General features: G+C 54.8%; 6 protein-coding genes. 3 read left to right on the top strand and 3 right to left on the bottom strand.

Features of this window, described 5'->3' with window-relative positions; genetic code table 11:
• Both MVD07_RS08325 and MVD07_RS08320 read right to left on the bottom strand, forming a co-directional pair.
• On the bottom strand, positions 1 to 2,205 hold a 2,205-nt coding region (locus MVD07_RS08325), incomplete at its 3' end, for an AAA family ATPase (RefSeq protein WP_297500739.1).
• The gene (locus tag MVD07_RS08320; RefSeq protein WP_297500737.1) at positions 2,205 to 2,699 is read right to left on the bottom strand and encodes a hypothetical protein; all 495 of its coding nucleotides are present in this window, start codon (positions 2,697 to 2,699) and stop codon (positions 2,205 to 2,207) included. The genes MVD07_RS08325 and MVD07_RS08320, both read right to left, overlap by 1 nt.
• 132 nt (positions 2,700 to 2,831) lie before the next feature.
• On the opposite strand from MVD07_RS08320, the gene MVD07_RS08315 reads away from it, so the two are divergent.
• Positions 2,832 to 3,344: a metallophosphoesterase gene (locus MVD07_RS08315; RefSeq protein WP_297500745.1), complete on the top strand. Its 513-nt coding sequence runs from the start codon at positions 2,832 to 2,834 to the stop codon at positions 3,342 to 3,344.
• An 11-nt stretch (positions 3,345 to 3,355) separates the two neighbouring features.
• A complete protein-coding gene (locus MVD07_RS08310; RefSeq protein ID WP_297500734.1) occupies positions 3,356 to 4,165 on the top strand; it encodes a hypothetical protein in 810 nt (269 codons plus the stop codon).
• Here the strand turns inward: MVD07_RS08310 and MVD07_RS08305 are convergent.
• Positions 4,146 to 4,703, bottom strand: a complete 558-nt coding sequence (locus MVD07_RS08305) for a hypothetical protein (protein WP_297500731.1) — start codon at positions 4,701 to 4,703, stop codon at positions 4,146 to 4,148. The two genes, MVD07_RS08310 and MVD07_RS08305, sit on opposite strands and share 20 nt — an antisense overlap.
• Positions 4,704 to 4,792: 89 nt before the next feature.
• Between MVD07_RS08305 and MVD07_RS08300 the strand changes: the two genes are divergently transcribed.
• Positions 4,793 to 5,277: RNA 3'-terminal phosphate cyclase (locus MVD07_RS08300; RefSeq protein WP_297500742.1), on the top strand; the 485-nt coding region annotated here is incomplete at its 3' end.

Here is a 5,277-nt window from a genome sequence, read left to right as displayed (position 1 = left end):
AGGCTCAACGGTAACGTCGTAGACCCACTCCCAGCGGTCGTTTGGAATTATCTCGACCTTCTTCACCCTCAGGAAGTTTACGTTAGCGTTCCACCAGGAGTAGAACTCTTCAAGGTGTTTTCTGGCGGATTCCGTCATCTCGCTTATTAGCTCCCTTACAACCCTGATCGCCGCTTCGTTCCCTTCACCAAGCATCTTCTTAAACCTGTTATAGGTTATCCCCGAGCTGGTGTAGATTTTGCTCTTTGGAATCACCTTAAGGGCTTCTGTGGGATCTTCCCTGGCGAGCCTCTCCAGCTCCACAATTCTTCCTTCGACCTTTTCGAGTATTCCTGCTACGTAACGCTCTTTCACCAGGGGTTGGTTGAACCTCATACGTTCCGTTGGAGTTAGTCTCAGCTTGAGGGCTTTGCATGCCCTCATGAGGGGCTTTGAGAGCTCCTTCGGGATTTCCCTTTCCGTTTCCCTCACCACGAAGTTTGTTCCAGTCTTTGTTATCCTCCCAACGATGCCCCTGGAGTACAGGTAGTCATGGTGGTTCTCTGCATCCTTCCTGTCCTTGTAGGCACTTCTGAGTTCTGCCTTCACCTCAATCGGGTACTCCCTGACGCCCAGGGCTATATCCCCTGGGAAAATCTCCTCAGCTGGCTTCTCGGTTATTTTTCCGTCCCCCCACACCATCACCGGGTGCTCTGGGGTTACCGTTACCTCCCTGCCGTTGGAGAACTTTATGCGGATGAACTTCTCAGGAGCTTTGTGTCTGCTCACGCGGTCGGCTTTTACCTTCACGATATCCTTCCTCTCCAAATCGTAGGCGAGGAGCTCGATGTGATCAACGGGCAGTATCTCGGTGTCCCTGCCGATTATTACCTTGTCCCTGTTTTCCTCGATGAGCTCATCGACCAGTTCGCCGATCTTCACTTTTTTACCGTCAGCCAAGAGAAGCTCGAAGTCGTGGTGGTAGCTCTGCTGTTCTAAAGCTTCATGTATCGCGCTCCTGTCGCGGTCGCTCATCTTGTCGAACTCGTCAATCAGCGCGAATCCACCATCCGCTAAAACCAGAACACCCGCTTCGAGAACCCAGGAGCCCGTGAACTCGTCACGGACTGCTGCTGCTGTAAGACCGGCCGCAGAACTGCTCTTACCACTCGTGTAAATCGCCCTCGGTGCCAAGTTGGCCACGTAGCGGAGAATTTGAGACTTAGCAACTCCAGGATCTCCCACAAGCAAGACGTGGCTCTCCCCCCTCAGTTTGGTTCCGTCAGGTAAAGTCCTCTGCACACCGCCGAACAGAGCAAGGGCTATGCCCTTCTTTACCGTTTTGTGTCCCCAGATTGCTGGCGCTATCGAATCCACTATGGCATCGACGATGTCCTTCCTCTTGGCGAGCTCCCTTATCTTCTGCTCGTCCTCAGGCGAAATCTCAAGCTCCTCTATCTCCTTGCTGAGCTGTTCTATGTGATTGACCTCCAGAACTTTCTTGAAAATCGGCCTCTTTTCCTTCCCCTCAAGGATTACCCGGAGGATTCCAGTTAATAGAACGCGGTCACCCGGTAAAGCCGTGTCAACGAGGTCATCCAAAAGGATGGCATCAACGAAGCGGGGCATCTGGCCGCCCTTCAAGCTTTCCGGCCTGTCCTGAAGGCGGAAGCTCTGGAAGTTTATGAAGCGGCTCTTCTCAACGTCGAGCTCGATGTTTTTACTCCCACATGCGTCGCACTTTGCAGGCTTAACCAGGTTCTCGTAGGGCTTCTGGAGCCTAGCCATCTCGTTACCGCAGTCCTTACAAACGAACACTGCTCTCTCAACGAATGGCTTAACCTCACTCACGCGCGTGATGATTCCCTCAACCTGGATAAGGCGGTTTATGTGCTCGCTCCCGAGCTCCTTTACCAGGAGTGTGTGGGGCAGGTTGTAGAACCTCGCGTGAACCTTGAACTCCCTCTCAACGAGGAGTGGGGGCTCGCGGAGGACTATTTGGATTGCATCCTCGGCACTCGCTATGCTCTCCTCCGGATTTTCAAGAAGTTCCTCGGCTAACTCAGGGTCGAAGGAGTTCAGGTGCGCCCAGTCTATCGCCAGGGACCGCCTGGGCGTGAGGGTTAGCAGATCTTTAAGCCTGTTTATGTAGACCTCGTTTCCATTGTCGTCAACGTACCCGCGAAGGAACCCGGCAAAGCGCGAAATCATCTCCTCCCTGTCCATCACACATCACCAAGCCACTCGTTCCTGAGCCTGCTCATCTGCAGGTATATCCTCCTCTCCTCCGGGGATAGCCTCGAAAGCAGTTCAAGGCTGTTGGGCCTAAGCATAACTGCCTTCAGGATTTTGTTGAACCTTATCATCTTCAGGTCGCGGAGCTTCTTCCTCAGGTTCGCCAGCTTTGTGAGCTTGACGTTTATTGTTTCCACGCTCTCACCCGCGTTTAGCCTGACGTAGTTCTCAAGGTAATAGGAGTAGAACTCGGCCCTCTCGTACAGGCCGGACGGGAGTGCAGTCAGGGGCTCGCTCTCCCTCTCGGCGGCTATGGTCTTGTCTATCTCGCCTATAACCTTATCGGCCTCGTCCACGACCTCAACAACTCCCGCTTCCCAGAGTTCCCTCGCCTTCCAGTCCTCAATTAAAACTATGTCCCCGGCGTTCCAGTCGCCGGTGGGCTTGATGACCTTGACCGCTATTAGGGCCCGCCCTGTGAACATGCCACCACCTTACTCTCCCCTCTGGGGAGGGACTAATAAACCTTCCCGCCCCCCACATGGATGTTCATCCCTGTTCATTGGGCTTCTCGATAACCCTATAAACCCTCCCTCGAACTTCCTCCGGTGGAGACGATGCTGATAGGGATAATGAGCGACACTCACGATAACCTCCCTGCCATCGGGCAGGCAGTTGATTTTTTCAACGAGAGAGGGGTCGACCTCGTTATACACGCCGGCGACTACGTTGCACCTTTCGTGGCTCGGGAACTTAAGAGGCTCAAGGCACCTCTGAAGGGCGTTTTCGGCAACAACGACGGTGAGAGAAAAGGCCTCTACGAAGCCCTCGGGATATACGACGAGCTGATAGAGATTGAAGCAGACGGCATGAAGATAGCCGTGACCCACGGAACCAACGAGGTTCTCGTTAAGGCTTTAGCCTACAGCAAGCTCTACGACGTAGTTGTCGTTGGCCACACCCACCGCTACGAGATAAGGGAGGTTGGAAGAACAATACTTGTGAACCCGGGAGAGGTCTGCGGTTATCTCACCGGCGTGAAGAGCGTTGCTCTTCTCGACACGAGGAAGAGAGACGTCAAGATAATCAACATAGAGACCGGCGATCTACTCGGGGCCATGAGCCTCTGAAGGTGCTGGGGATGGAGGATATCCTCGTCCCGAGAGAGAGGCGCGACGCCGTCGTGTTCATAGGTGTTGACAGGAACGATAACGTCGAGCTGGTTAGGGTGTACGCCCTCACCGAGGATAAGGCAGAGGAGGCGCTGGAGGAGTTCTTCAATGCGAGAGGCCTCTTTCCAGCCGATTATGAGGTGATAAGCAGGGGATGGGAGGAGCTGGGTGAAAGGAGGGCCATAACGACGAGGAGCGAGGAGGAGCTTTCATCTGCCTTGGCACGTCTTGGACTCAGGCTGATATCAAACGGCGTCCTCCTTCTTGAAAACAGGCGGAGAATCTACCAGATAACCCTGGCCACGGAGAGGCTCAGAGGGGCTTTCTCCCGTAGGAGAGACCTAATGAAAGTTCTCCTCGGCCTGCTGGACATGGGGCTCAGCGTCCTCGTCGAGAACAGGAGAGGGGTTGAGCTCTCGGAGATAGTCCCCGAGGGTTTTATACTCCTCAGGGAGCCCTCCCCGGGTGAGTTGGTTAAGGCCCTCTCAAGTGGAAAGCCGGTCATCATTGATACTATTGAGGCTTCTCGTTACCTATCCTTTGAGATACCTGCCGTTGTAAAACTTCCTCCGCTTTCCCCGGAGGAGTTCGCGGGGGAGCTCTCGAAGAGGCTGGGCATAGCAGTTCCCCCCAGGATGCTCGCCAGCTATCCGAGGGAGAGGCTGAACCTGAGAAATGTCGAGGCAGTGGTAAGGCTCGTCGAAGCCTTTAAAGCTAGGGGGATCCCCCTTGAGAAGGCCATCGTCGTGGCCCTTGAGCTCAACTCCTCAGGGCCCTGAAGTAGGCCTTAACGGCCTCCCTGAATGTCGGGTTGCGTTTCCCGAGGAAGGCGTTTATGAATTCTCGCTTTTTCCTCCCCCCTGACAGGTAGCTGAGGAGCAGGCACTCGTCAACGCTTAGTCCTCCTACTCCCTCTGGTTCCTCGCCGACAAGGATTTTCCTAAGGATGGGTCTTACCCTTTCTGCCCTTCTCTCGAACTCCAGCCAGTTTACCGTAAGGTCAGTTCTGACTTCAATCAGATCATCTGCCCTCTCCATGTAGTCCCTGAGCCTCTCCCCGAGGGGAGATGAGATCACCCTCTTGGCAAAGTCCTCGATGTATGCCCAGTCATCTGCGAGCCTTTTCCTGTCAACGACGTCGAGCGATTCATAGAAGGCCCTTGCAAGGAGGTAGCACCTGGCCGCGAAGGGAACCCTTGGAATCGTGATGTGCTGGCCTTCAACGATGACCATCGGCCCTTCACTGCGCTTCATCCCCTCAAGGAGCATCCCGAGTGGATAGCTCAGGCTCTTGAGGCAGAATTCAAGTTCGTCCATGCTCCCACCATCTCCGGTTGGGAGGTCTTCACTAAAAGGGTTTCGTCAGATTTTTAGGCTGGACCCTCAAGCTCCCTTCGGTGGGGGAAGTGGAGTGGGTCGAGATAGACGGTTCCTACGGTGAGGGTGGGGGACAGATACTCAGGACTGCTGTTGCCCTCTCGGTGATAACCGGAAAGGCCGTGAGGATTAAGCGGATACGCGCCAACAGGCCTAACCCTGGCTTAAGACCCCAGCACCTCCACGGGATCCTCGCTCTCAAGGAGCTGAGCGGTGCTATGGTCAAAGCCGCGAGAGTCGGTTCGACGGAGCTTGAGTTTATTCCCGGAAGGGCGGAGCCAAAGAACATTCGTGTCCCTATAAAGACCGCCGGGAGCATAACCCTCACCCTGCAAGCCCTCCTCCCGGCGATGGCATTTGTCGGTGGAAGCTTCGAGATAACCGGTGGAACAGATGTCCCTTGGAGCCCGCCCATTGACTACCTAAAGGGCGTCACCCTCTTCGCTCTTGAGAGGATGGGTCTCAAAGTAGAAATCGAGGTGAAGAGGAGGGGGCACTATCCGAAGGGTGGGGG

The organism is Thermococcus sp., from assembly GCF_027008145.1.
In the GTDB taxonomy this organism is placed as follows: Archaea; Methanobacteriota_B; Thermococci; order Thermococcales; family Thermococcaceae; genus Thermococcus.
This window is presented reverse-complemented; position numbering and strand designations above follow the sequence as displayed.

Bases quoted from the DNA above. Each gene is read 5' to 3' on its own strand.
- MVD07_RS08320 (WP_297500737.1), bottom strand. From the start codon at position 2,699: ATGTTCACAGGGCGGGCCCTAATAGCGGTCAAGGTCATCAAGCCCACC.
- MVD07_RS08315 (WP_297500745.1), top strand. From the start codon at position 2,832: ATGCTGATAGGGATAATGAGCGACACTCACGATAACCTCCCTGCCATC.
- MVD07_RS08310 (WP_297500734.1), top strand. From the start codon at position 3,356: ATGGAGGATATCCTCGTCCCGAGAGAGAGGCGCGACGCCGTCGTGTTC.
- MVD07_RS08305 (WP_297500731.1), bottom strand. From the start codon at position 4,703: ATGGACGAACTTGAATTCTGCCTCAAGAGCCTGAGCTATCCACTCGGG.